This window comes from Pseudomonas sp. P1_F7 (assembly GCF_056405655.1).
This window is the reverse complement of the sequence record NZ_JBFUBR010000002.1, coordinates 26988-49343: the sequence shown is the minus strand read 5'-3', so window position 1 is coordinate 49343 and position 22356 is coordinate 26988. Positions and strand designations below refer to the sequence as shown.

24 protein-coding genes are annotated in these 22356 nt (G+C 59.7%); 10 read left to right on the top strand and 14 right to left on the bottom strand.

The window, feature by feature from the left end; genetic code table 11:
* Window positions 1-61 precede the first annotated feature (61 nt).
* The 4 genes from AC1D1M_RS01940 to AC1D1M_RS01925 form a co-directional block, all read right to left on the bottom strand.
* Window positions 62-463, bottom strand: coding sequence for a nuclear transport factor 2 family protein (locus AC1D1M_RS01940; RefSeq protein WP_477774271.1), 402 nt, complete (start codon window positions 461-463; stop codon window positions 62-64).
* A 67-nt stretch (window positions 464-530) separates the two neighbouring features.
* Complete coding sequence (locus AC1D1M_RS01935; RefSeq protein ID WP_477774270.1) at window positions 531-1289, bottom strand: SDR family oxidoreductase; 759 nt, start codon at window positions 1287-1289, stop codon at window positions 531-533.
* A 137-nt stretch (window positions 1290-1426) separates the two neighbouring features.
* Window positions 1427-2338, bottom strand: a complete 912-nt coding sequence (locus tag AC1D1M_RS01930) for a LysR family transcriptional regulator (protein ID WP_477774269.1) — start codon at window positions 2336-2338, stop codon at window positions 1427-1429.
* A 141-nt stretch (window positions 2339-2479) separates the two neighbouring features.
* Entirely contained in the window at window positions 2480-3580 is a 1101-nt protein-coding gene (locus AC1D1M_RS01925; RefSeq protein ID WP_477774268.1) for an alkene reductase, read from the bottom strand.
* A gap of 147 nt (window positions 3581-3727) precedes the next feature.
* On the opposite strand from AC1D1M_RS01925, the gene AC1D1M_RS01920 reads away from it, so the two are divergent.
* Window positions 3728-4612: a LysR family transcriptional regulator gene (locus AC1D1M_RS01920; RefSeq protein WP_477774267.1), complete on the top strand. Its 885-nt coding sequence runs from the start codon at window positions 3728-3730 to the stop codon at window positions 4610-4612.
* A 4-nt stretch (window positions 4613-4616) separates the two neighbouring features.
* On the opposite strand, the gene AC1D1M_RS01915 is transcribed toward AC1D1M_RS01920, so the two are convergent.
* Together AC1D1M_RS01915 and AC1D1M_RS01910 are read right to left on the bottom strand one after the other, a co-directional pair.
* On the bottom strand, window positions 4617-5717 hold the full coding sequence (locus AC1D1M_RS01915) for a Gfo/Idh/MocA family protein (RefSeq protein WP_477774266.1): 1101 nt from the start codon (window positions 5715-5717) through the stop codon (window positions 4617-4619).
* 241 nt (window positions 5718-5958) lie between these two features.
* The gene (locus tag AC1D1M_RS01910) at window positions 5959-6948 is read right to left on the bottom strand and encodes a zinc-dependent alcohol dehydrogenase family protein (protein ID WP_477774265.1); all 990 of its coding nucleotides are present in this window, start codon (window positions 6946-6948) and stop codon (window positions 5959-5961) included.
* A gap of 180 nt (window positions 6949-7128) precedes the next feature.
* On the opposite strand from AC1D1M_RS01910, the gene AC1D1M_RS01905 reads away from it, so the two are divergent.
* The gene (locus AC1D1M_RS01905) at window positions 7129-8025 is read left to right on the top strand and encodes a LysR family transcriptional regulator (protein ID WP_477774264.1); all 897 of its coding nucleotides are present in this window, start codon (window positions 7129-7131) and stop codon (window positions 8023-8025) included.
* Window positions 8026-8031: 6 nt separating this feature from the next.
* Here the strand turns inward: AC1D1M_RS01905 and AC1D1M_RS01900 are convergent, their stop codons facing one another.
* The 3 genes from AC1D1M_RS01900 to AC1D1M_RS01890 are packed head-to-tail and all read right to left on the bottom strand — an operon-like array spanning window position 8032 to window position 11067.
* Window positions 8032-8949 carry a LysR family transcriptional regulator gene (locus AC1D1M_RS01900; protein WP_477774263.1) on the bottom strand — a complete coding sequence of 306 codons (918 nt, stop codon included), beginning with the start codon at window positions 8947-8949 and terminating at the stop codon, window positions 8032-8034.
* A gap of 21 nt (window positions 8950-8970) precedes the next feature.
* Window positions 8971-9723 (bottom strand): maleate cis-trans isomerase family protein, encoded by a 753-nt coding sequence (locus AC1D1M_RS01895; RefSeq protein WP_477774262.1) that lies wholly within the window; start codon window positions 9721-9723, stop codon window positions 8971-8973.
* A gap of 24 nt (window positions 9724-9747) precedes the next feature.
* Entirely contained in the window at window positions 9748-11067 is a 1320-nt protein-coding gene (locus tag AC1D1M_RS01890) for an MFS transporter (protein ID WP_477774261.1), read from the bottom strand.
* 359 nt (window positions 11068-11426) lie between these two features.
* Between AC1D1M_RS01890 and AC1D1M_RS01885 the strand changes: the two genes are divergently transcribed.
* From AC1D1M_RS01885 to otnI, 6 genes are all read left to right on the top strand, one after another.
* Window positions 11427-11594, top strand: a complete 168-nt coding sequence (locus AC1D1M_RS01885; RefSeq protein ID WP_477774260.1) for a hypothetical protein — start codon at window positions 11427-11429, stop codon at window positions 11592-11594.
* Window positions 11587-12492, top strand: a complete 906-nt coding sequence (ltnD, locus tag AC1D1M_RS01880; protein ID WP_150758555.1) for an L-threonate dehydrogenase — start codon at window positions 11587-11589, stop codon at window positions 12490-12492. The genes AC1D1M_RS01885 and ltnD overlap by 8 nt, the downstream gene beginning before the upstream one ends.
* Window positions 12493-12502: 10 nt before the next feature.
* Window positions 12503-13801, top strand: a complete 1299-nt coding sequence (gene otnK / locus AC1D1M_RS01875; RefSeq protein ID WP_477774259.1) for a 3-oxo-tetronate kinase — start codon at window positions 12503-12505, stop codon at window positions 13799-13801.
* A gap of 8 nt (window positions 13802-13809) precedes the next feature.
* Window positions 13810-14448 carry a 3-oxo-tetronate 4-phosphate decarboxylase gene (otnC, locus tag AC1D1M_RS01870; RefSeq protein WP_477774258.1) on the top strand — a complete coding sequence of 213 codons (639 nt, stop codon included), beginning with the start codon at window positions 13810-13812 and terminating at the stop codon, window positions 14446-14448.
* Between the two features lie 193 nt (window positions 14449-14641).
* Window positions 14642-16102 carry a GntT/GntP/DsdX family permease gene (locus AC1D1M_RS01865; RefSeq protein ID WP_477774257.1) on the top strand — a complete coding sequence of 487 codons (1461 nt, stop codon included), beginning with the start codon at window positions 14642-14644 and terminating at the stop codon, window positions 16100-16102.
* Window positions 16103-16123: 21 nt separating this feature from the next.
* The gene (gene otnI / locus AC1D1M_RS01860; protein ID WP_477774256.1) at window positions 16124-16906 is read left to right on the top strand and encodes a 2-oxo-tetronate isomerase; all 783 of its coding nucleotides are present in this window, start codon (window positions 16124-16126) and stop codon (window positions 16904-16906) included.
* Window positions 16907-16959: 53 nt separating this feature from the next.
* On the opposite strand, the gene AC1D1M_RS01855 is transcribed toward otnI, so the two are convergent.
* Together AC1D1M_RS01855 and AC1D1M_RS01850 are read right to left on the bottom strand one after the other, a co-directional pair.
* Window positions 16960-17781, bottom strand: a complete 822-nt coding sequence (locus AC1D1M_RS01855; protein WP_477774255.1) for a DeoR/GlpR family DNA-binding transcription regulator — start codon at window positions 17779-17781, stop codon at window positions 16960-16962.
* A 176-nt stretch (window positions 17782-17957) separates the two neighbouring features.
* Window positions 17958-18410: an Lrp/AsnC family transcriptional regulator gene (locus tag AC1D1M_RS01850; RefSeq protein WP_477774632.1), complete on the bottom strand. Its 453-nt coding sequence runs from the start codon at window positions 18408-18410 to the stop codon at window positions 17958-17960.
* Between the two features lie 187 nt (window positions 18411-18597).
* Between AC1D1M_RS01850 and AC1D1M_RS01845 the strand changes: the two genes are divergently transcribed.
* Entirely contained in the window at window positions 18598-19221 is a 624-nt protein-coding gene (locus AC1D1M_RS01845; protein ID WP_477774254.1) for a LysE family translocator, read from the top strand.
* Window positions 19222-19290: 69 nt separating this feature from the next.
* Entirely contained in the window at window positions 19291-19776 is a 486-nt protein-coding gene (locus AC1D1M_RS01840) for a MaoC family dehydratase (RefSeq protein WP_477774631.1), read from the top strand.
* 121 nt (window positions 19777-19897) lie between these two features.
* Here the strand turns inward: AC1D1M_RS01840 and AC1D1M_RS01835 are convergent, their stop codons facing one another.
* Genes AC1D1M_RS01835 through AC1D1M_RS01825 form a run of 3 tightly spaced genes read right to left on the bottom strand, consistent with a single transcriptional unit; the run spans window position 19898 to window position 22293 of the window.
* Window positions 19898-20515, bottom strand: a complete 618-nt coding sequence (locus tag AC1D1M_RS01835) for an RraA family protein (protein ID WP_477774253.1) — start codon at window positions 20513-20515, stop codon at window positions 19898-19900.
* A 3-nt stretch (window positions 20516-20518) separates the two neighbouring features.
* Complete coding sequence (locus AC1D1M_RS01830) at window positions 20519-20908, bottom strand: RidA family protein (RefSeq protein ID WP_477774252.1); 390 nt, start codon at window positions 20906-20908, stop codon at window positions 20519-20521.
* Window positions 20909-20967: 59 nt separating this feature from the next.
* Entirely contained in the window at window positions 20968-22293 is a 1326-nt protein-coding gene (locus AC1D1M_RS01825) for an OprD family porin (RefSeq protein WP_477774251.1), read from the bottom strand.
* Window positions 22294-22356 lie beyond the last annotated feature (63 nt).

The following is a 22356-nucleotide window of genomic DNA, read 5'->3' as shown; positions in this document are numbered from 1 at the left end:
CGTCCCGCAATCGAGCGTCGCCTGAGTTCGACCTGATTTCCTTGAACTGTTTAATGGAGCATCAGCCTGGGAACTGATCCCCAAACATAGGGTACCCGCCGGCGGAACCTTCGCGCGTCGCCTCGTCCTGAATCACATCCCAGTGTTCGACCATCACACCGTCCTCGAGGCGCAGGATATCGACCACGACCCAGTTCGCCGGTTGGCCGAGACCAGTGAAGCGACCGTGCAACATGACGAAGTCGCCTTCAGCGACTGCCAGCTGGCATTCGTAACGCAAATCGGGCGATCCTGCGGCGACCAGTTCGAACAGACCCTCGCGACCAGGGGGCACATGGGCACTGTGCTGGATATAGGAGGGCGACCAGAAGCGTTCGGCCGCAGCCAGATCCTTGCGATTGAACAGGGTTGCGAAGCCTTCGAGGACGATGGCCTTGTTCTCGGCGGGGGTACGTGAAGTCATGGTCGGTTTCCTGCTAACAATGTAAAGGGGAGGGCGGCTGTAGGCCGCCCAATATCGGTTGGTGGTCTCAGCCGAAAGCCGGTCCGTTTGCAATCATGTCGTTGAACCCGTTGACCCAGGCATGCTCGTTCGGGCCAGGATTGGCGCGCATGGCTTCAGCGGGCGCGACCAGGATTTCGTCCTCGCCGCTCTCGAATTGCGCCATGGCGCCGGAAATGAACTGGTCGAGGGGAATGGCGCGTTCCTCCTCGCTGCTGTCGAGCAACTCGGTGCGTACCCAGGGTGGTGCGATCTCGACCAGTTGGACACCGTGTTCGCGCAGCAGATAGCGCTGCGACAAGGTGTAGGAGTGCAGCGCGGCCTTGGTCGCCGAATAGACCGCCGTCACGGCCATTGGCACGAAGCCGAGCACCGAGGAGACGTTGACGATGACTGCATCCGGCTTGGCCTTCAGATGCTCGACCAGCGCCGAGGTCATGCGGATCGGACCCAGCAGGTTGGTGGTGATGGTCGATAGGGCAAGCCCATCGTCCACCGGACCTTCTGCATGATCGAGCAGCATGATGCCGGCATTGTTGATCAGCACGTTGAGCGCAGGGTAATGGGCAATGACGTGCTGCGCTGCTGCCTGGATGCTGGCCGTGTCGTTGATGTCGAGTTCGACGGCTGCCATGCCGGGGTTGGCGTCGAGCGTCTGCTGCAGTCGCTCCTTGCGCCGTCCGGAGATGATCACTTGATTGCCCAGCTTGTGGAAGGCTTCCGCCAGGCCCTGGCCAATGCCGGAGCCGCCGCCAGTGATGAAGATCGTGTTGCCAGTCATGCGCATGAGGGATTTCCTTGAACGAAAAAGTCAGGGCGTCCGCCACGCTGCCAGGTCGATCAGCTCGACCGCTGCGTCGCGGGGGTTGGCGCTAAACTGGCAGCTTCGGCGGGATCGGAGTAGACGCTGTGGCCGACTATCTTCTATGCGTCGGATGCATAAGCACCGCCGGCATCGTCAAGCAGGCTGGCGACAAGATGTTCGATCAGGGCGCGGCCGGCTCTGCGGGTTCGCGAGCCGTGGGGGAAGTAGGCATGCACAGGTACGGATTCGGTTTCCCAATCGGTGAGCAGCGCGACGAGCTCACCGCTTTCAAGCTCGCGCCGGCACGCCCAGGCCGTTGTCGAAGTGATCCCCAGCCCGGCAGTTGCCGCCGCGACAGCGCCTTCGTTTTCGTCGGTCGAGAAGTGCGCTTCGAGCTGAATGGTCCTGGTCTCGCCATCGCGTTTGAACATCCACCCGCTCGGGACCGTCGAGGCTGGACCGGCGATGATTCGATGTGATTGCAGGTCCTCCGGCGTAGTCGGCTCCCCAGCGGCGCGCAAGTAGGACGGTGAGGCGAGAATGAATCTGGAGATTGTCATGATCTGACGGCTCGTAGCACTGGAGTCCACCAGCCGTCCCAGCCTTATCGCTACATCGATATTTTCGCGCACCAGATCCTGCCAATGATCGGCGAGCAGCACCTGGATATGCAGGTTGGGGTGCATCGCTGCGAACGGTGCCAGGCGCGGAATGATTTCCCGTACGCCGATGCTCGTCGGCATGCTGATCCGCACGACCCCGCGCAGCTCATGGCCGCCGCGAACGCTTTGCTCGGCTTCTTCCACCGCGGCGAGGATGGGTTCCATGCGCGAGAGAAAATCCGCCCCTGCCTCGGTCGGTACGACGGCACGTGTCGATCTCGCCAGCAACAGGGTGCCGAGATCGGTTTCGAGCTCGGCCACAATCCTCGAGACCTGGGATTGAGAAAGACCCACTTCGCGTGCCGCAGCCGAAAAGCTGCCCAGTCGCGCCACCCTGGTGAAAAGCCTGTAGGAGAAAAGGTCTTTCATGCGTTGGCACCTTCCTTCAGCCGGTACGCACCTTGACCCCGTTGGCAGAGGCGACCGTGAAACGCGGCAGCCTGGGTGAGTGATGTTTTGGCGGGGAGGTAGCTGGGGCACTATGACCCCAGTTACCAGTGGTGCAAATGATCACGCAACTTCGGTATGGAAAGGATAGTCCGTGTAACCCACGTCCGTGCCGCCGAAGAACGACTCGCGGTCGTACGGGTTCAGTGGCCAGCCGTTGCGCAGGCGCTCTGGCAAGTCCGGGTTGGCGATGAAGTGGCGGCCGAACGCGACCAGGTCTGCATCGCCGGCCTCAAGGATCGCGTTGGCCGATTCACCGGAGAAGCCGCCCGCCGCGATAAGGGTGCCCTTGTAGTGCTGGCGGATGAGTTGCGACGCCACCGGATTCTGGTCCCGGCGCTCGTCTTCGGCGACACCCAGGATGCGCGGCTCGATCAGGTGCAGATAGGCGAGGTCGAGCTTGTTCAGTTCGCGCGCGACATAGGTGAACAGGCCAATGGGGTCGCTGTCGGACATGTCGCCGAAATTGCCGCTCGGCCCCAGACGCACCGCCACCCGATTGCTGCCCCAGACGGAGATCACCGCCTCTACCGCTTCGAGCAGGAACCGGCTGCGGTTCTCGAACGAGCCACCGTAGATATCCGTACGTTTGTTGCTGCCGTCCTGGAGGAATTGATCGAACAGGTAGCCGTTGGCAGAGTGCAACTCCACGCCGTCGAATCCGGCTGCGATACCGCGTTCGGCCGCGGCGCGGAAGCTTTCTACCAGCCCGCCGATTTCCGCGATGGTCAGTTCGCGCGCTGGGGAGCCGGGGGTCCAGCCGGTCTCGGTGAAGGCGAGGCCGCCGTGGTCCACGACGGAAGGGGCCACCGGCTGGGCGCCGTCCGGCTGCAGGAGGCTATTGGACTGGCGCCCCGCATGATAGAGCTGCAGAAAGATTTTGCCGCCCTTGGCATGAACGGCGTCGGTCACGAGCTTCCAGCCGGCGATCTGGCTGTCGTCATACAGACCGGGAGCACCGAGGTAGCCATTACCATTGGCGGCGGCGATAGTGGCTTCGCCGATCAGCAGGCCACCGGCGGTGGTACGCTGGGCGTAGTACTCGGCCATCAACTGGCCAGGGATGGCGCCCGGCTCGGCACGCATACGGGTAAGTGGCGCCAGAACGACGCGATGGGAAATCTGGTGTGGACCTATCTGGATGCTCGTATGCAGTTTGGACATGACATCGATACCTATCAGTGGTGGGATGGGCGCAATGTAGGCGTAAAATTCGCGGAGAAAAATATCCCGCGATGCCGAACATTTCGGATGTTTTTTCCGTAATCCCGCCTTGTTGGTGGGGTTCTACCGGAGCAGGCAGGAAAAGTGATGGAAAGTCTGAATGGCATCTCGATGTTCGTGCAGGTTGCCGAAACGCGCAGCTTTACCGAGTCCGCCCGCCAGTTGGGGGTGTCATCTTCGACCGTGGGCAAAACCATTGCCCGGATGGAGGAACGCTTGCATGTGCGGCTGTTTCATCGCAGCACACGCAGCATCACGCTGACGGCCGAGGGGACCCTGTTCCTGGAGCGCTGCCGGCGCATCCTCAGCGAGGTCACCGCTGCCGAGTCCGAGCTGTCAGGCCTGGCTGGCAGTCCACGTGGGCGACTTCGGGTGGGCACTCCGCTACTGGGCGACCTGATGATGCCGGCCTTTGACGGGTTCATGGAGCAGTATCCGGAAGTCGAACTGGATATCGATTTTTGCGACCGCATGGTCGATGTGATCGAGGAGGGGTTCGACGCGGTGATTCGCACCGGCGAGCAAACCGATTCGCGCTTGACCGCGCGCCGCCTCGGTTCCTGCGCCCATGTGCTGGTGGCGTCGCCGACGTATCTCAAGCGGCAGGGTGTACCCACGTATCCGCGTGAACTGGAACGTCATTTGTGCCTGCAACACAAATTCCCCGCAACGGGAAAGCTGGAGCGTTGGCCGCTGCGGCTCGAAGCCTCCGAGGCAGAATTGGTGCTGCCCGCCACGATGACGTCGAACACGATAGAGCCTCTTGCCTATGCCGCAATCCAGGGCAGGGGCATTGCCTTTCTGCCGACTTTCCTGGTGCGCGAAGCGCTGGAAGGTGGCCAGCTGGTCACAGTGCTGGACGACTACATCGACCGCGAGGTCGTCTTCTGGATGCTGTGGCCAGCCAGCCGTTATGCCTCGCCCAAGTTGCGCGTTTTCATTGACTACATGAGTGCGCACTTGCGCATCTGATCGCTTACGCCTGCAGCTTCAGGCGCACGCCGTCGCGATTGGAGATCTCGATGGCATCGATCAGCTCGTGCATGCGCATGGCATCCGCCATGGTCGGTGCAACGTGGGTACCGTCGCGCACATCCCTGGCGTAGGCGGCATACAAATTGGCCAGTTCCTGCTGGCTGCCGCCCAGGTCATTCTCCGGCAGCCAGTTGTAGCTCGACGGCACCGTGAGCGTGCGCATGGGTTGCGAGTCGCCCTGGGCCGCTTCGATGGTATTGAACTGGTCGCCAAAACTGGTGGTGTTCCAGATCTTGAGATCGCCCTGGGTGCCGGTCAGGTCCAACTGTATGCCATGGTTGTTGCGTTTCCCTGCTTCGATATGGACCGTCAGCACAGCCCCGTTGGCGAAGGTACCGTTGACCAGAATCTGGTCGGCCGTTGTGTGTTTCAGCACTTCACCTGTCTCGATCAGCGTCACCTCCGGGAACTGGTTGACAGTCAGCGCGCTGATACTCTGCGGATGGCCCAGCATGCTGAACACAGCATCGAAATAGTGACCGCCATAAATGGAAAGCAGGCTGGAGAAGTTCTCCGGCGGGATGGTGAAGTACAGGGCGGCCAGGCGTTCGCGCTGGAAGTATTCGACGCTGATATGCAACCGCACCGAACGCAGTTCCCCGATGTAGCCGTCCTTTAACAGGTCGCGGACGTAGCGATAGTCCGGATTCAGTCGACGCTGCAGTCCGACGATATGCCGAACGCCAGCCTTCTCGGCAAGCTCCATCAGTTCCTGCGACACGGCCTTGCTGGGCGTCAGCGGCCATTCGCAGTACACATCTTTGCCGGCGGCGATGGCTGCTCGTACGGTGGCCTCGTGCTGGGGTGCCGTGTTGAGCACGAGCACCAGATCCACCTCCGGATGGTTGACCAGAGCCTCCACGGAATCGAGTGCAAAGCGGATGCCGTGGCGCTGTGCCAACCCGGCGGCTTTTTCCGGGCTGCGACTGTGGACTGCCGTCAGTTCATAGTCGGGAAGTAACTGGAGGGCGGGCAAGTGGCCGTACTCGGCCCAATGACCGACGCCAATGAGACCCACTCGAATTTTTGATGACAGGGTCATGGAAGCTCCTGAGCCTGGTTTGAAGGGAAAGGTTGCGGTGCCGGGCGGGATAAAAAGCCCGGTCACCCAGTGTAGGAAGAGATGCAGGCGGGAAAAATGCGCCAGAGATCCGAACACTTCGGACGCTGGTGTCCGCAATACTCGGCATCAGGGCTACGCGCGCAGAGAGGCCGGTTGTTTCGCTTTCAGGATCTTTCCTGTTTTAAGAAACAAACCGGCCGTACAGGTTCTGATGCAGTCGTTAGACAGTCACCACGATCTTTCCAATCTGTTGGTTGGTTTCAAGAAAGCGGTGCGCTTCTTGAATGTTATCGAGTGTAAAGGTCTTGGCAATGATCGGCCGCAGCGCGCCCGATTCAAGGCCATTCAGGATGAATGCCTTGGCCCGCGACAAGGTCGCCTGGTCGGAAACGATTTCAGAATAGAGGTAGCCCTTGAGGGTCAGGCTTTTACCCAATACGGTGAACAATGGGAATGGCGTGGGCTCCGGGCTCAACGCACCATACTCAAGCAAGATACCGCCCTTGGCCATGCTTTGGGTGAGAGGTACGAAGGAGGGGCCGCCTACGGGATCGAAAACGACACGGGCACCCAATCCGCCGGTCAGCGCCATTGTCGCTTCAACAATATCCTCTTCCTCGCTGACAATGACATGTGCGGCACCCGCATCCAGCAACGCCTGTTTCTTTGCCCGGGTGCGGGTAACGGCCACTGCGGTGGCGCCTACCATTCTGGCAATCTGAAAGGCAGCCAGTCCGACGCTGCTGGAAGCTGCGGTAACCAGAATAAAATCACCTTTCTGCAGTTTTGCCTGCTCGACCAATGCGCCCCACGCTGTAACGTACTGCATCCAGGAGGCCGCGGCCTGTTCAAAAGACAGGTTTTCGGGATGCTTGACTGTGAGATTGGCGGGCACGTTCGCCAATTCGCCATAAGTGCCCCAGCGGGCAATGTCCAGTGGCGGAATGACGCTGACGACATCGCCTGCCTTGAAGTCAGTGACGCCGGTACCGACCGCAACGACAACGCCAGCGGCTTCATACCCCAGACGGCTTGGAAATTCCGCCTCTTGCAGGTAGGCATTGTTGCGGAACATCACTTCCGCGCGGTTCAGCCCTATGGCTTTTACTTCAATTTGCACTTCGTCCGATCCCGGGGCAGGCACATCGACTGCTTCCAGCTTCAAGACGCTTGCGTCACCGTACTCATGGATTCTGACAATGCGGGCCATCGTTACCTCTGTTGTAGTCAAGGGGCCGGGGTGTATGCCGACCTGATTTGAGTGAAAACTGGAACCCAGGCAGTGGTCGGGTTTGTGAGCGTGCCTGAGTCATGGCAATCGAATATAGGCGTTGGCCCACCCTCGGATAAAGGACTAGGATGGCGCAACACTAGAAACAAAAGGTTTCCAATGGATCGTCTCACCCAGATGGCTACATTCGTCAAAGCGGTACAACTCGGTTCCTTCAGTGCGGCGGCGGACGATCTCAATCTATCCCCGCAACTGGTAGGTAAACAGGTGAAAATGCTCGAGCAGCACTTGGGGGTGTCGCTGCTTAACCGAACGACTCGCAAACAAAGCCTCACCGAATTTGGCCGCGCGTTCTATCCGCGAGCAAAGATGATCCTTGCCGATATGGACGCTGCGGAAAGCATGGCTGCCGTGACGCGGGGGATTCCTAGCGGTCGATTGAGAATCAACGCGCCAGTCACATTCGGTATGCGTACGCTGTCGCCGCGCCTGCTGGAGTACATGGTCAAGTATCCGCAGGTCTCGGTGGACCTGACGTTATCAAACGAGATTGTAGACCTCGTGGAAGACGGCTATGACGTAGTGTTTCGGGTAGGTGAGCTTTCGGACAGCGGTTTGAAAGCGTTGCCATTGAGACCCTACCAGATGGTGCTCTGCGCTGCGCCTTCCTATCTGGCACGGCGGCCCCTCATCACTACACCCTGGGATCTGCAACAGCACGAGTGCCTGGGCTTTGCGTATTCCGACGGGCGCTCACACTGGAGTTTCGACGGGAAAGAAGGGCGGATGGATGTGCCCATTACAAGCAGATTGACGATTAATCAGGGCGATCCGCTACTCGCCGCCGCCGTCGCTGGATTGGGCGTAATGCTTCAGCCATTGGAGCTGGTCAAGGACGCACTGAGAGATGGAACATTGGTCAGTCTTTTGCCTCACTACGAGGTGCCTGTCTCACCCATGAACCTTTTATATGCGCGTGACCGTCGGTTGACTCCCAAACTGCGAAGCTTTCTGGACTTTGCCAGTGCTGCGTTTGGCCGAAACCCATTAGCCTGATAACGCTTACTCCCTTTCGAGCAAGTGCTCCAGGAACAATCCCGCCGCGACCGACAACGCCGCTCTCGACCTCACGCACACGCTGAGTTCCCGGGAGGCCCACGGCTCATCCAGGCTGATCGCCTTCGCACCGTCCATTTTGTAAATCGCTGCGCTCCCCTCGGGCATGATGCCAATGCCCAGGCCGGCCTGAACCATCAGGCATAGCGCGTCGTAGCTGGAGACTTCCATGCGGATCTTCAGCGAACGCCCCAGGTCGTTGGCCGCCTTGATCAACTGAAAGTTGAGATGAGTGCCACTGCGCAAGGCAATGTATTCGTGATCCAGGGTTTCGCTGAATTTGACGGAGCGGCGTGTCGCCAGCGGATGCCCAAGGGGAACCAGTAACACCAGGCGATCGCTACGAAACGGGAAAACCTCGATATCGGCACCGTGCGGAAGACGGGTGAAGATGCCAATGTCGGTGCGATTTTCGGACACCGCCTTGGTGATGGCCAGGCTTTGCCTTTCTTCAAGGCTGATGTTGATCAGTGGGTACAGTTCCATGAACGACTTGATCAGGCCCGGGAGGAATTGGGTGATGGCGGAAATATTGGCCAGGACATGCACCGAGCCACGGCGGCCGTGGGAGTAGTCACGCATCTGCACGACGATTTCATTGAGGTTGTTCAACGCGCTGCGAGCCATGAACAGTAGCGACAGACCGGCGTCGGTCGGGGTGATGCCTTTGTTGGTGCGGTTGAGCAGTTTCGAGTCGAGCAGTTCTTCCAGCTCGCTGAGCCGTTTGCTGACCGCCGCCGCGGCGATGTGTTCGCGTTTGGCGGCGGCAGCAATGGTGCCTTCTTCAACGACGCTGACAAAGAGTCGCAACGAGACCGGATCGAGTTTCATGGGAGGTACCGGTTTGGCCTGAATGGCCAGCATAGTACCTCCTTCGATATTGGCTCAGAACGCCCCGGACAACAGATGGCCGGCGTTGGGTACTTGCGCCTTGAGGCCCAGGGTTTTCAACATTTGGTAAACGGTGGCGACCGACGCCGACAGCACCGGTTTGTCGAGGCGATCCTGGACAAGCTGGATCGCGGGTAGCGACGGCATTTGCACGCAGCAGGACAACACCACGCCATCGGCCTGGCCGATGCTCAGTCTGTCGGCGTGAGCCAGCAGATTCATCGGGTCCAGACGCCCGACTTCGAGGTTGTCGGAAACCTCCAGGCTGATGGAGTCGACCACTTCGATTCCGGCCGCTTCGATGTAGTCGATGACCTGCCGGGTCAACGGCTTCATGTACGGCGTGATGATCGAGACTTTCTTGTAGTCGAGCATGTGCAGGCTATCGATCAGCGCACCGGCGGAACTGAGTACCGGAGCGGTCGATTGATTGGACGCCACTGTCTTGCTCAAACGCTCTTGCGAGACTTTGTGATAGCCAGGCCCTTGGCACATGATCGCCACCAGGCAGGCATAGGCCATGACATCCACTCGCGCATCGCTCAGTTCCAGCGCGCAACGGTCGCTGTCGATGTCCATCTTCTTCAGCTCTTCGGGGCTCACATGCATCATGCGCATGCGCGAGGAGTGAAAGGTAAAATGCTCTTCGGGAAACAGTTCGTAGCGCGAAGTCAGCATGGCCGGGATTTCGGTTTCCATCGTCGTGTTGGAGCTGGGAACGATTTGGCCGATGCGAAAGTTTTTCATGGGTTTTTCCTTTGAACGGTCGGCTCAGTTGCCGCTGGTGAGTTGAACGCCTTTGGTTTCCTGCAGCGTGAACACCATGACAGCGGCGATGACATAGGAAACGGAGGCAAGGGAAATGGTGGCGGTGAAGCCGATGAGCGGGATCAGCACCGGGACCAGCTTGATGCCGGCGATGGCGCCGACCCGGCCGAAGTTGAAGCAGAATCCCGACGCGGTCGAACGGATGCTGGTCGGGAACAACTCCGAGTACCAGGCGCCGAACCCGCTGAAATAACCGGTGAAGAAGCCCAGCAGTGCCGCCAGCGAACCGAGGGCGATGACGTTCTGGGTTGTGAACAGCAGCTTGCCGTCCGTCAATGGCATCAAGGTCGCCGAGTAGGCAAACACCGGCACCATGATCGCCATGCCGCCAAAAAACACCGCGAACGACAGGCGACGACCGATGCTTTCGGCCAGGTAGCCGTAGGCCAGGTAACCGAGGGTGGCGCCGATGCCGATCCAGATGACAAACACCGGAGCCTGATCGATACGTACGTTCAGAATGCTCTGCAGGTAAGCCGGCATGAAGGTGGTGATGATCCAGTAGCCGTACATGCCCAGTACCGAAATGCTCAGGCCCAGCAAGGTCACTTTCAGATACTGCGGACGGAAGATTTCCATCAGCCGGCCCTTGTCGGCGTTACGGCGCATGAACTCGCGGTTGGCCAGCCACACCGGCGATTCCTTGACGAACAGCCAGATGAACACCAGGGTGAAAAACGCCGGGACCGAGGCGTAGATGAACAGGTTTCTCCAGGATTCAGGATTGCCGCCATCGAGGAACGTCCAGGCGAAAATCGCCGCCAGCAGACCACCACCCGACCAACCGGTCTGCATCACTGCAAAGGCCTTTGCGCGACCGGCCGCAGGCCAGATCTCCGACACCAGTGCTGCCGCGGCGGACCACAAGCCACCGACGGCGATGCCCACGCAGAAGCGGAATACATTGAGCTGCCACAGGCTGTCGGCAAAAGCACAGAGCAAGGTGCCGGTGCCATAGACGAACACCGACAGCATCATGGTTTTCTTGCGACCGATCTTGTCGGAAATGTTGCCCAGGAAGAAACCACCGATCCCGGTGGCGAGCAGAAACCAGGCAACCGTGGAGACTACGTCACCCAGGCCGACGGCGAAGGTCTTGGCGACCGCCAGGAGGACAAAGCCAAAGACGGTGGCATCCAGCGCATCAAACAGCCAGGCGGCCCAGGAGCCCCCCAGCGTCACGTAACGCTGGTTGGCGGTCAGTTGACCGACTCCGTCGACGACAGAAGCTTGTGCCGCGGAACTGACGGCTAGGGTTTTCATGGTTCAACCTCGCGGGTTTGCGTTTTTATTCTTGGAGCCCGTGTGCCGAAAGGTGATCGGCACCCGAGTGGTCATGTGCGACCGATGTTAGGAGAGGTAAAAGCCGTTCGTACATCAGCCATTCACGAGCCTGCCATCGCGGGTGGCGATGGCAGTGGGGGAGGTGCAGGAGCACCTGCTCTGCCTTCTGCACCAGCAGTGCTTTTGTGAACATCTCACTGCTTCTCCTTTCGGCGCGGCGAAAGCGGTGTTAAAAAATGTTATTGTTAAAAAATACTTCACATAATCTGATCACTGGTAGATGATCTCCATCAGCCGGTATGACAACCTGATAACACGACAAAAACAGGATTGCCTTGATGTTCGATGAGATCCCGACTCACGTCCTGAATCACAGCGCCCCTCAGCTGGCTTATCCGCGTGGTGCTGATTCTGTCTACCGCTGCCTTATTCACAACGCGGCCAACGTCTGCGCCTTGCAGGCGTTGAAGCAGTCGCTGCTTTTCACTGGAGTACCCCATGAATAACAAGAATGTCGGTGTGGTCGGTCTGGGCGCTATGGGGCTGGGCATTGCCCGCTCGTTGTTGCGCAGTGGTTTCAATGTGCATGCCTGTGATGTGCGCACTGCCGTAACAGAGCAGTTCGCCGGGGAGGGCGGTGTGGCTTGCCTGTCACCGTCGCACATGGCCGCTGAGTGTGACGTGATCATTACCGTGGTGGTCAACGCCGAGCAGACCGAGACCGTATTGTTTGGTGAGGGTGGAGCCGTGGCCTCTCTGCGGCCGGGCAGCCTGGTGATCGGTTGCGCCACCGTGGCCCCGACCTATGCCGTGGATCTGGGCCAGCGCCTGGCCGCGCTAGGCTTGCTGTATCTGGATGCACCGATTTCCGGTGGCGCCGCCAAGGCTGCCGCTGGCGAGATGACCATGATGACCTCGGGCCCGGCCGACGCCTATGTCAAGGCTGAGTCGATCCTGGCTGGCATGGCCGGCAAGGTGTATCGCCTGGGTGACGTCCATGGCCTGGGGTCGAAGGTCAAAATCATCAACCAGCTTCTGGCTGGTGTACATATTGCCGCTTCTGCCGAAGCCATGGCGCTGGGCCTGCGTGAAGGGGTCGATGCCGATGCGCTGTATGAGGTGATCACCCACAGCGCCGGTAATTCCTGGATGTTCGAAAACCGCGTGCCGCACATTCTCAAGGCTGACTACACGCCATTGTCCGCCGTGGATATTTTCGTCAAGGACCTGGGCCTGGTGCTGGATACCGCCCGGGCCAGCAAATTCCCGCTGCCGCTGTCGGCCACCGCTCATCAGATGTTCATGCAGGCCTCCAGTGCCGGATTCGGCCGTGAGGACGACTCGGCGGTGATCAAAATTTTCCCGGGCATCGAATTGCCGACTGCCAAGCCTGAGCCTGTTTGAGGAACACCCCATGACTACCTCCACCGCACGCCCGTTGCTGGGCTGCATCGCCGACGATTTCACCGGCGCCACGGACCTGGCCAACATGCTGGTGCGCGGCGGTATGCGCACCGTGCAAAGCATAGGTATCCCGAGCGCGGAAGTGGCTGCCGGGCTTGATGCCGATGCGATCGTCATTGCCCTGAAGTCGCGTACCACGTCGGTCGCCGAAGCGGTCGAGCAGTCCCTCGCCGCGCTGGCCTGGCTGCGCGAACAAGGCTGCGAGCAGATCTTTTTCAAATATTGCTCGACGTTCGACTCCACCGCTACCGGCAACATCGGCCAGGTCAGCGAAGCACTGCTGGCCGCACTGGATAGCGACTTTACCCTTGCGTGCCCGGCGTTCCCGGAAAATGGCCGGACGATCTTTCGCGGTCACTTGTTTGTGCAGGATCAACTGCTCAGCGAGTCGGGCATGCAAAATCACCCATTGACGCCGATGACCGATGCCAACCTGGTTCGCGTGCTGCAATCGCAGACCCGCCTGAATGTCGGTCTGTTGCGCTACGACACGATTGCCCGTGGCGCTGAGCAGGTGCGGGCGCGAATCGCCGAGCTGAGGGCTCAAGGTGTCGGCATGGCCATTGCTGATGCCTTGTCGGACAGCGATCTGTACACCCTCGGTGCGGCCTGCGCCGATCTGCCGCTGTTGACGGGTGGTTCGGGACTGGCTTTGGGGTTGCCGGAAAACTTCCGTCGCGCCGGCAAACTGCGCGATCTCGACGCCTCGAAACTTCCGGCGGTGTCCGGCGGGGAAGTGGTGTTGGCCGGTAGTGCTTCGATTGCCACCAATGGACAAGTGGCCGCCTGGCTCGAAGCCGGCCGGCCAGCTTTGCGGATTGATCCGTTGGCCTTGGCGGCGGGGGAACCGGTGGTGGCGCAAGCCTTGGCCTTCGCCCGTGATAACGAGCAAACCGTATTGATCTACGCCACCAGCTCACCGCAAGAGGTCAAGTTGGTGCAACAGCAACTGGGCGTCGAGCAGGCCGGTAGCCTGGTGGAAAACGCCTTTGGCGAAATTGCACAGGGCCTGCGCCAGAGCGGCGTGCGCCGTTTCGTGATCGCCGGCGGAGAAACCTCGGGCGCTGTGGTCCAGGCGTTGGGCGTGCAGCTGCTGCAAATCGGCGCGCAGATCGATCCGGGTGTACCGGCGACTGTCAGCAGTACTGACGAACCATTGGCGCTGGCACTCAAGTCGGGCAACTTCGGTGGCCGGGATTTCTTCAGTAAAGCCTTGAACCAACTCGCCCAGGCCGGGGGTGCACAATGAGCTGCGCAATGAGTCACGAGAACGCCCTGCGCGAAGAAATCTGTGAGGTTGGCCGCAGCCTTTACCAGCGCGGTTACACCGTCGGCAGCGCCGGTAATATCAGCGCACGCCTGGATGACGGCTGGTTGATCACGCCGACGGATGTGTGCCTCGGGCGCCTCGATCCGGCGACCATCGCCAAGGTCAATCTGGCGGGTGAATGGGTGTCCGGTGACAAGCCTTCAAAGACCCTGGCGTTGCATCGCCAGGTCTACGACCGTAATCCAAGTGTCGGTGGTGTCGTGCATACCCACTCCACCCATCTGGTGGCATTGACGCTCGCCGGTGTCTGGCAGGCGAACGACATTCTGCCGCCGCTGACGCCGTATCAGGTCATGAAAGTCGGGCATATCCCGTTGATTGGCTACCAGCGACCCGGTTCGCCGAAGGTTGCCGAACAGGTCGCATTGCTGGCCAATAGCGTTCGCGGTGTGATGCTCGAACGGCTGGGCCCGGTGGTCTGGGAGAGTTCGGTCTCCAGGGCCAGCTACGCCCTGGAAGAACTCGAGGAAACCGCACGACTCTGGCTGATGAGCAATCCCAAGCCTGAACCGCTGGATCAGGTGGCGCTGGACGAGCTGCGAGAGACATTCGGTGCGCACTGGTAGAGCGCTGATTTTTTAACACGATAGAACATGACAGATAGATAACGCAGGCCCTGTCCGGGAGACGCTCAGCGACTCTCGATGGCCCCGGCTTGCCTAAAAATACAATAACAAGAGGAACTCCAGGCATGACTCGCCTTCACTGTGGCATTTTCAGAAGAATCCTTTCGTTCACCCGGCGTGGAGGGTTTGTGAAATGAGCCCGTTAATCTTGATGATTACCGCAGGGGTGGGCATCGCGCTGTTGTTGTTCCTGGTGCTCAAGTACAAATTCCAGCCCTTCGTGGCCTTGATGCTGGTGAGCATTCTGGTGGCGCTGGTGGCCGGGGTGAAACCGGCCGATCTGGTCGCTACCATCGAAGGCGGCATGGGTAAGACCCTGGGTCATATCGCAATCATCATTGCCCTGGGCGCGATGATCGGGCGGATCATCGAGCTCTCCGGCGGTGCCGAGGCGCTGGCCAAGACCCTGATCACCCGTTTCGGCAACCGGCGTACACCCCTGGCGTTGACCATTGCCGGCTTCATGGTCGGGGTACCGGTGTTCTTCGAAGTGGGCGTGATCATCCTGATGCCGCTGGCCTATGGTATTGCCCGGCGTGCGCGCAAGCCGCTGTTGGTGTACGCGTTGCCGATGTGCGCGGCCTTGTTGACCGTACACGCCTTTCTGCCGCCACACCCGGGTGCAGTGGCCGCTGCCAGTCAATTGGGCGCGGACCTGGGCCGCGTGCTGATGTTCGGGTTGCCGATCACCGCGTTCCTTTGCTATGTCGGCTACCGCGTAGCCGGGCGCATGACCCGTCGGGCGTACCCGATGACCGACGATATTCGTGCCGAGGTCTATGGCCCGCATGTCACCAACGAGGATCTGGCTGCCTGGTCCAATGGCAACGACATCAGCGCTGATCGAGCGGCTGAAGCCGTATCACACATGGGCCTGGAAGAGTCGACCAGCAGCATCGTTGCCAAATTGCCGCCGGCCCCCGCACCGGGTTTTGGCCTGATCGTCAGCTTGATCGTGCTACCGATCATTCTGATTCTGCTGGGGACTCTGTCTACCTCGTTGCTGCCGGCCGAATCGACTCTGCGCGGCATCATGACCGTGGTCGGTGCGCCGCTGGTGGCGCTGCTGATCGACACCTTGCTGTGTGCCTGGTTGCTGGGTTCGCGTCGGGGCTGGAGCCGCACTCAGGTGTCAGACGTGATCGGTTCGGCCTTGCCCGGCGTGGCCATGGTGATTCTGATTGCCGGTGCCGGCGGTGTATTCGGCAAGGTGCTGGTGGACACCGGAATCGGTGCCGTGGTCTCTGACATGCTGCGCACCACCGGTCTGCCGGTTCTGGCCCTGGGCTTTCTGCTGACCATGCTGTTGCGCGCGGTGCAGGGCTCGACCACGGTGGCGCTGGTGACCACTGCCGGCATCATCAGCCCGCTGATTGCGACCCTCGATCTCACCCCGAACCACATGGCCCTGCTGTGTCTGGCCATGGGCGGTGGCGGGTTGGCCATGTCCCATATCAATGATGCCGGTTACTGGATCTTTACCAAGCTGTCAGGCCTGAACGTGGCCGACGGTCTGCGCACCTGGACGGTGATGACCACCTTGCTCGGCACCTTGGGTTTCTGTATTACCCTGCTGATCTGGCCCTTTGTCTAACCCTTTATCTCAGGAGCTACCATGCCTCGTTTTGCAGCCAACCTCAGCATGCTCTACCCGGAACATGAGTTTCTGGATCGCTTCGCCGCCGCTGCCTCTGACGGTTTCGAAGCGGTGGAGTATCTTTTTCCCTACGACTACAGCGCTGAAGAACTCAAACAACGCTTGAGCGACAACGGCCTGGTGCAGGCACTGTTCAACGCGCCGCCCGGTGATTGGGCAGCGGGGGAGCGGGGCATCGTGTCGTTGCCGGGCCGGGAGAGTGAATTTCGAATCGGTTTTGATCGTGCCCTGGAGTACGCCGGTGTGCTGGGCAATTCGCGCATCCATGTGATGGCCGGGCTGTTGCCGTCGGAAAGCGATCGCCCACGGCATCACGGCGTTTACCTGGAGAACCTCGCCTACGCCACCGGCCAGGCGGCCAAGGCAGGCGTCACCGTATTGCTCGAACCGATCAATACGCGCGACATGCCAGGCTTTTTCCTCAACCGTCAGGATCAGGCCCAGGCCATCTGCAAGGAAGTGGGCGCCAGTAACCTGAAGGTTCAGTTCGACTGCTACCACTGCCAAATCGTCGAGGGCGACCTGGCGACTAAACTGCGTCGCGACTTCGATGGTATCGGCCATATCCAGATCGCCGGCGTGCCTGACCGGCATGAACCGGACCTGGGGGAAGTCAATTATCCCTATCTGTTCGAGCTGATCGACCAATTGGGTTATGACGGCTGGGTAGGGTGTGAATACCGGCCGCGAGGCAACACGTCTGCCGGCTTGCAGTGGTTGCGCGATTGGAAGGCGCGTTAAGCATTATAGAGGAGGGCGGCGACGGGCTCCGCAGGATGCAGGAGCCCGTTGTTTCACGCCGGTGTACTGTCAGCCGGTAGCAACAGTTCGACACCCTGCTTGCGGATGCCATCGGCCGCTGCAGCGGTCAACGCGTCATCGCTGAGAATAATGTCGAACTGCTCGAGCCCGGCGATCTTGTACATGCTGAAGGTGCCGTATTTCGAACTGCTGGCCACCAGCACCACTTGCGAAGCCGATTGCATCGCGGCTTGCTTGACCTCCACCTTCAGCGCCGAAGGGGTGGTGAGGCCGCGCCGCAAATCCCAGGAGCTGGTCGATATGAACGCGATATCGGTGACCACCTGACGCAAGGTGGCAACCGCCAGACCGCCCACGCACGATTGATTGGAGTGATCCAGCTGCCCGCCGGTATGAATCACCGTGACATGGGGGGCTTCGATCAGTGCCTGGACAATGCCGAAATCGTTCGTCACCACGGTCATGCCAGACAGCGCCTTGATGTAGGGGACAATTTCCAGCGTGCTGGTTCCCGCATCCAGGTAAACCGTCATGTCGGCATGCAATAGCCGGGCGGCGAGCCTGGCCATGGCTTGCTTCTGCGGCAACTCCACCACAGCCTTGATCTGATGGCTGGGCTCACTGTGCAGCTGGCTGGCAATTCGTACCCCACCCGTTACCGAATAAGCACGACCTTCCTGCTCCAGCAACGCGATGTCGCGGCGTATGGTCATGTGCGAACAGTCGAACATTTCCATCAATTGATGAACGCTCAGCACCTGATGCTTGCGCAACTGTCGCAGCATCAATTCGCGGCGCTGCTCCGGGATCATCGGTGCGCCGCTTTCGGCGGCGATGTCCTTTTGACTAGGCATTCGGGCTCCAGAATGAAGAAATCCGCAGACAGGCAAGGCGGGCAAACATAGTAGCTAATCTGCGGCTGGATCAGTAGCGTGATGAGGCATCGAGCTCATTACCCCTACGTAAAACGCTTGTTTCTACCTGTTCATAACCCTGCTTGAAAGGCGGGAAAGAGCCATTGCTCGCACTATCACAAAGGTAGCGGCCGATCTTGGACAACCCGCTTCATGACGAGTGTCGAGGTCAGCCGTTGCACATTGGGTAATGTCGAAAGGCTTTCATCGTATAGCCTTTGAAAGGCCGGCAGATCCTGGGCGATGACGTGCAGCAGATAATCCGGCTCCCCAAACAATCTTTGGGCATCGACCACCTGGGGTATTTCAACGAGCGCCGCCTCGAACGCCTCGACGGCTTGCCTGTTGCCCTCTCTAAGCGTGGCAAACACCATGGCGGAAAAATTCAGTCCCAATGCGCCGGGATCAAGCTGCGCGCGATAACCCAGCAACACACCGGATTCCTCCAGCGCCCGCACTCGTCGATGGCAAGGTGAGAGGCTCAGGCCCACGCGCTCGGCAAGATCAGTGATCGAAAGGCGGCCATCCTTTTGTAGCTCGGCAAGAATCTTCCGATCAGTCTTGTCCACGTAGAATATTTTCCCAATCTGTAATGTCATGACGACCATCTTTGAAAGTTAATTCTAACTCCATTTCATTATTCTTCCTCCCATCAAAAACAACCGTTGTCCCCTCAAGAGATCCTGGGGACGACCCTTGACTCGAGAGCGGAATGATGAACATCGCGGTGAGTGATCAACTGCAGCAGGTGACGCCATGACCTTCAGTGTTTTTGTTGCCTTCTGGGCGGTGTCGATTTTGTTCGTCATCACGCCTGGAGCCGATTGGGCCTACGCGATATCCGCAGGCTTGAAGCATCGAGTCGTCATACCCGCTGTGGGCGGACTGTTGTCCGGCCACTTGATTGCCACAATGGTGGTAGCCGGTGGTGTTGGCCCCCTGGTCGCCAACCACCCTGTGGCCATGTCGGTGCTGACGGTGGCCGGGGCGGGTTATCTGCTTTGGTTGGGCATCAACATGCTCGTGCGCCCCTCCACACCGCACGCGGATGAGGTTCAGGCGTCAGGCTCCTGGAAGCGCTGGGCGCTCAAGGGGCTTTGCGTCAGCGGGCTGAATCCGAAAGTGTTCCTGCTGTTCCTGGCGCTCCTGCCTCAATTTGCCGACGCCACCGCACCCTGGCCTGTACCGATGCAGATGATTGCGCTCGGGCTCGTCCACACGTTCAGTTGTGGCGTGATCTACTTTTTGGTCGGATTTGGCTCGCAAGTTGTTCTTCGGGCGCGCCCAGCCGCCGCTCAACGGGTCAGTCGTTTTTCCGGTGCGGCCATGATCCTCATCGCAGTGGTTCTGTTTGCCGAAGGGACTTTGCACTTGAGGTGAGTACAGGAGTATTTCCCGGACCCGAGCATGCTTTTTGATCTGCCCACCCACACCTGCCAAGGAGTCGAAATGAAAAGCCCAAGAGAACGCGCTGCCGAAGGTCTCAAGGCCGGAGACCGGTTCACGGTAGTCCGCTGCTTTTCAGCTGACGATATTCGTCAATTCGCGCAGATTTCGCGAGACTACAATCCGGTTCACTGTGATGCCCGTTACGCGCAGCTGCGCAGGTTCAAGGCACCCATTGCCCATGGTCTTCTGACTGCCAGCCTGGTCACCGAAATTGGCGGGCAAATTGGTTGGCTGGCGACAGGGATGAGTTTCGAGTTCAAACATCCTGTTTACGCAGGACAACAGATCACCTGCCACTGGCTCATCGTTGATATTGATGAGCGGGGGCACGCAAAAGCCGAAGTCAGGATAGTCAACTCAGAAGGCATTACTGTGCTGGAGGCAACGACTTGCGGTGTACTGCCAAGAACGGAAGAACGTCAACGCCTCAAACAGATGCTCTTTGACGGAGATCCCACCAACGGTGCTGCCCGGCCCATGAGTTGATTACCTGAAATGGGTGGCAACTGCTCTTACGCTGTGTGTCCGCTTCACGCCCTGAGGAAAGGCGCCCGCTCTATGATGACGCGCGGCGCCGGAATCGTTGGCTACATTACAAAACGATCAATCATTCAACACGCAGTACGGATGCTATTGACTCTCCGGCTTCAAGACGTACCAGCAGACCGGGTTCTGCACGGTCACTGGCCAGTGCCTGGTCGATGACTGCGGCGAGTGCTTGACTGTCGAGAATCAGCAAGCCGTTATCGTCACCCAGCACCAGATCACCCGGGTGCACCTGAACCCCGCCGCACTGCACCGGGACATTCAAGCGGCTCTCGGCGTTGCCGTGCAGTTTGGTGGTCAGCAGGCTGGTGCCACGGGCGAAAACGGGCAGTCCGGCTTCGCGCAGTTCAAGGATATCGGTCACCACGCCGTCGACCACTATGGCTCTGGCGCCTCGTGCTTGAGCCGCACAGGCGGTGACCGTGCCGACACAGGCGTGATGTCGATCACCGTTCATATCAATTACCAGCACGTCGCCATCTTGCAGGCTTGCCAAGGCGCGGTTGACGGCAATGGCATCGGCGTCGATCACGCTCAGCGTCACGGCGCGACCTACCACTTTGACGGCGCTCAGCATGGAGCGAATTTCGGCACTGACAAAGCCGTCTTCGAGCAAATGCCCGAGGGTGGCGAAGCTGACCTGATGGAGCTTTTCAAGCAATTGAGTATCGGCGTTCATGGCTTACCTCTGCGGCGCGCAATCGATGAGTTCGGCCACGCAATCAATTTCCAGTGCCACCCCCCAGAGTGCCACGCAGACTGTGGTGCGTGCCGGCGGCGCATGGCCGAGCACTTCGGTATAGACCCGGTTGAAGGGTTCCAGTTGAGCTGGATCGGTGAGATAGCCGTTAACCTTGATCACGTGATCGAAGTCCGAGCCTGCCGCGATCAGGATGGCTTCCAGGTTGCGCAAGGTCTGGCGCACTTGCTCTTCGAAGCCTTCGGGTTGCTGGTCCAGTCCGCCTACAGCGGGTATTTGGCCGGCAGTGAACACCAGATGGCCGCTGACCACTGCCTGGGAGTAAGGACCGACCGGGCCAATTGTGCCGGGTGCTGCCTGGATACGTTTCATGAGAGAGCCTCGCTGAGAATAGAGGCCCGCCGACCCGACATGGGCGGCGGGCCGGTGAATCAGAACAATGCCAGGGTGTAGCTGACGAACAGGCGGTTCTGGTCCTGATTGGCGTCGGCTTCGGAGTGCAGAACGCCATAGCGCCAACCGAAACCCAGGCCTGTGAACGTGCCGTCCTGGATAACGTAATCCAGGGCCAGGTCACGCTCCCATTCCTGCTGATCGCTGCCTGAAGTGGTCTTGATCTGGCTGCCTTTGAGATAAACCATCGACGCCCGAAGACCCGGTACGCCCGAGGCAGCGAAGTCATAGGCGTATTGGCCGAACCAGGTGCGTTCGCCGGCCCGGTTGAAGCTGGTGAGCATGCGGTCGGTGAACAGATACAGGCTTGCGCCACCGGCCCCTTTGTCCACCAGGGAACCCTGGTTGAGCTGGACGAAGTTGCTGCCATCGGAAACGCTCTGGTAACCGCCGGTCAACCCATGGCCACCAAGGCTGTAGGTGAAGAGGGCGCTCCAGGTGCGGTTGTCGATTTCACCGGCACCGTTTCGGCTATAGCCACCGACCCGGAAACCGTCGGTCCGCCCGCTGGCCGAGCTGTTGGCGCCGTCGGAAGATGTATCGAAGTAGCGCAGGTCGGTCTTCAACGACTGGCCTTCGCCCAGCGCGAGCACATGCTGCAGCCCGAAAAAGTGCTGGGTGTAGTAGTCCTCGAGATTGGCCAGGTAATACTGGGCGGTCAGATCCTTAGTGACTTTGTAGTCGGCACCGGCGAAGAGAAACTGGTTGCTCTCCTGACTCCCACCGCTGACCGCCAACCCGGTGCTATCACTGGAGCCACGCCCGGTAGCGTGCTCCAGACGGCCGGCGGTCAAGGTCAGCTTGTCGAGATCGCTGCTGGTAATCTGGCCGCCTTCAAAGGTCTGTGGCAACAGGCGACCGTCGTTCGCGACCAGGATCGGCAGCTTGGGCGTCAGCGTGCCGTAACGCATTTCGGTCTTGTTCAAACGGGCTTTTGCGGTCACGCCCAGGCGGCTCCATTCATCGGCAGCGCCATCACCTTCAGTCGGGATCATCGAGCTGCCGCGATGGCGGCCCTGGCCGCTGTCCAGGGTCAGGCCCACCAGCCCCAGCGCATCGACGCCAAACCCAAGAGTGCCGTCGGTAAAACCGGAGGTGTAATTGAGCATGAGCCCCTGCGCCCATTCCTCGGTTTTGCTCTGGCCGGCACTGCCGGGCCGGTCGCGGTAGTCGTTGTTGAAGTAAAAGTTACGCAGGCCCAGTGTGGCTTTGCTGTCGCTAATGAAGTCGGCTGAAGCGACCTGGCTCAGGCTCAAAAGGCAAGCGCCGGCGCTCATGCCAAAAAGGTGCAGGGTTTTTTCCATGGTGTACGAATCCAGAGGGTGCGTGAATGGCAGCAGGATCAAGTGCAGGTGGATTTATTCTTG

Excerpts from the sequence above, each read along its gene's own strand:
- AC1D1M_RS01885 (WP_477774260.1), top strand. The coding sequence starts at position 11,427 with ATGTTCGATGAGATCCCGACTCACGTCCTGAATCACAGCGCCCCTCAG.
- AC1D1M_RS01900 (WP_477774263.1), bottom strand. The coding sequence starts at position 8,949 with ATGCTGGCCATTCAGGCCAAACCGGTACCTCCCATGAAACTCGATCCG.
- AC1D1M_RS01915 (WP_477774266.1), bottom strand. The coding sequence starts at position 5,717 with ATGACCCTGTCATCAAAAATTCGAGTGGGTCTCATTGGCGTCGGTCAT.
- AC1D1M_RS01835 (WP_477774253.1), bottom strand. The coding sequence starts at position 20,515 with ATGAACGCCGATACTCAATTGCTTGAAAAGCTCCATCAGGTCAGCTTC.
- AC1D1M_RS01910 (WP_477774265.1), bottom strand. The coding sequence starts at position 6,948 with ATGGCCCGCATTGTCAGAATCCATGAGTACGGTGACGCAAGCGTCTTG.
- otnI (WP_477774256.1), top strand. The coding sequence starts at position 16,124 with ATGCCTCGTTTTGCAGCCAACCTCAGCATGCTCTACCCGGAACATGAG.
- ltnD (WP_150758555.1), top strand. The coding sequence starts at position 11,587 with ATGAATAACAAGAATGTCGGTGTGGTCGGTCTGGGCGCTATGGGGCTG.
- AC1D1M_RS01840 (WP_477774631.1), top strand. The coding sequence starts at position 19,291 with ATGAAAAGCCCAAGAGAACGCGCTGCCGAAGGTCTCAAGGCCGGAGAC.
- AC1D1M_RS01890 (WP_477774261.1), bottom strand. The coding sequence starts at position 11,067 with ATGAAAACCCTAGCCGTCAGTTCCGCGGCACAAGCTTCTGTCGTCGAC.
- AC1D1M_RS01940 (WP_477774271.1), bottom strand. The coding sequence starts at position 463 with ATGACTTCACGTACCCCCGCCGAGAACAAGGCCATCGTCCTCGAAGGC.
- AC1D1M_RS01825 (WP_477774251.1), bottom strand. The coding sequence starts at position 22,293 with ATGGAAAAAACCCTGCACCTTTTTGGCATGAGCGCCGGCGCTTGCCTT.
- otnC (WP_477774258.1), top strand. The coding sequence starts at position 13,810 with ATGAGTCACGAGAACGCCCTGCGCGAAGAAATCTGTGAGGTTGGCCGC.
- AC1D1M_RS01845 (WP_477774254.1), top strand. The coding sequence starts at position 18,598 with ATGACCTTCAGTGTTTTTGTTGCCTTCTGGGCGGTGTCGATTTTGTTC.
- AC1D1M_RS01895 (WP_477774262.1), bottom strand. The coding sequence starts at position 9,723 with ATGAAAAACTTTCGCATCGGCCAAATCGTTCCCAGCTCCAACACGACG.
- AC1D1M_RS01925 (WP_477774268.1), bottom strand. The coding sequence starts at position 3,580 with ATGTCCAAACTGCATACGAGCATCCAGATAGGTCCACACCAGATTTCC.
- AC1D1M_RS01920 (WP_477774267.1), top strand. The coding sequence starts at position 3,728 with ATGGAAAGTCTGAATGGCATCTCGATGTTCGTGCAGGTTGCCGAAACG.
- otnK (WP_477774259.1), top strand. The coding sequence starts at position 12,503 with ATGACTACCTCCACCGCACGCCCGTTGCTGGGCTGCATCGCCGACGAT.
- AC1D1M_RS01935 (WP_477774270.1), bottom strand. The coding sequence starts at position 1,289 with ATGCGCATGACTGGCAACACGATCTTCATCACTGGCGGCGGCTCCGGC.
- AC1D1M_RS01855 (WP_477774255.1), bottom strand. The coding sequence starts at position 17,781 with ATGCCTAGTCAAAAGGACATCGCCGCCGAAAGCGGCGCACCGATGATC.
- AC1D1M_RS01905 (WP_477774264.1), top strand. The coding sequence starts at position 7,129 with ATGGATCGTCTCACCCAGATGGCTACATTCGTCAAAGCGGTACAACTC.
- AC1D1M_RS01930 (WP_477774269.1), bottom strand. The coding sequence starts at position 2,338 with ATGAAAGACCTTTTCTCCTACAGGCTTTTCACCAGGGTGGCGCGACTG.
- AC1D1M_RS01830 (WP_477774252.1), bottom strand. The coding sequence starts at position 20,908 with ATGAAACGTATCCAGGCAGCACCCGGCACAATTGGCCCGGTCGGTCCT.
- AC1D1M_RS01865 (WP_477774257.1), top strand. The coding sequence starts at position 14,642 with ATGAGCCCGTTAATCTTGATGATTACCGCAGGGGTGGGCATCGCGCTG.